The sequence below is a fragment of the Chitinophaga sp. GbtcB8 genome, from assembly GCF_019091455.1.
In the GTDB taxonomy this organism is placed as follows: domain Bacteria; phylum Bacteroidota; class Bacteroidia; order Chitinophagales; family Chitinophagaceae; genus Chitinophaga.
In genome coordinates this window covers 1-228 of the sequence record NZ_JAGXJN010000557.1, presented here as the reverse complement: position 1 = coordinate 228, position 228 = coordinate 1, and the positions used below count along the sequence as shown (strand labels likewise).

Below are 228 nucleotides of genomic sequence, written 5' to 3'. Positions count from 1 at the left end.
CCGTCCCCCCCTTAGTGGTGTTAAAGCTGATCTCCAGCCCCTGGTTCTGCAGCTTACCTATTTTCTTAAAGCCGGTTGAGCCCCCAACCCCATTGGTATTGGGGAGGGCTGCATTCAGCAGCAGGTCCCTGGTAATGCGTTTGTACAGGTCCCCCGTTATATTCACCCGGTTCCTGAACAGGGCCAGGTCCAGCCCTATATTGGTTTTCTGGTTGGTTTCCCATTTAA

The 228-nt window shown here is 53.1% G+C and carries 1 protein-coding gene; it reads right to left on the bottom strand.

Going from position 1 to position 228, the window contains the following annotated elements; all coding sequences use genetic code 11:
- Positions 1-228, bottom strand: a 228-nt coding sequence (locus tag KVT36_RS32560; RefSeq protein ID WP_217607556.1) for a TonB-dependent receptor, incomplete at both ends; no start/stop codon positions are given.